This is a genomic window from Vibrio sp. D173a (genome assembly GCF_030248475.1).
Genome location: NZ_JAHGAH010001296.1, coordinates 1 through 639, shown reverse-complemented (window position 1 = coordinate 639; position 639 = coordinate 1). Strand labels below are relative to the sequence as shown.

Sequence of the window (639 nt, the reverse complement as noted above, 5' to 3'; positions counted from 1 at the left end):
GGTGCGTCGACCTCACAGTGCTGTTCCGAACCCAAGAAAGCATCCGCATAGCGCTGGTAGATGTCTTTCTCTAGGAACAGTAAATAGAGCTTGGGATCAATATGACCTGTTGTCGCCATCCGCGTCATAATGGTTAAAGACTCTTCAAGGGTTTTTCCCTGTTTGTAGGGGCGGTCGCTGGATGTGAGAGCCTCAAACACATCGGCAATGGCGACTACCTTGGCTTGTATGGACAGTTCATCGTCATCTAGGCCAAATGGGTAGCCCTTGCCATCAATACGCTCATGGTGGTAACTGGCGATTCGTGGGATCTCTTTCAAGTGTTCAGGGTAGGGCAGTTTATTGAGCATCACCGAGGTTTGGATGATGTGATCATTGATCATAAAGCGCTCTTCTTTGGTCAAGGTACCGCTGCGTACTTTCAGGTTATAAAGTTCACCACGGTATAAGTCCTGTGGGCTCAACCCTTGCTCCCAAGGAATGCGATGTTGCGGTTTATCAGCAAGTAGTGGCTCCATGACGGGCAGTTCGGGCTCCTCTTCAAAGCGTATTTTCTCTGTCCATGCGATTCCGACTTGGTCGCTAAGAGTGCGTTTCCACTGTTGTTTAGCGATTTCATCGAGTCGAGTTTGATTTTCA

The 639-nt window shown here is 48.8% G+C and carries 1 protein-coding gene; it reads right to left on the bottom strand.

Going from position 1 to position 639, the window contains the following annotated elements; translation table 11 throughout:
* Positions 1–639, bottom strand: a 639-nt coding sequence (locus tag KIV40_RS32950) for an HD-GYP domain-containing protein (protein WP_285353585.1), incomplete at both ends; no start/stop codon positions are given.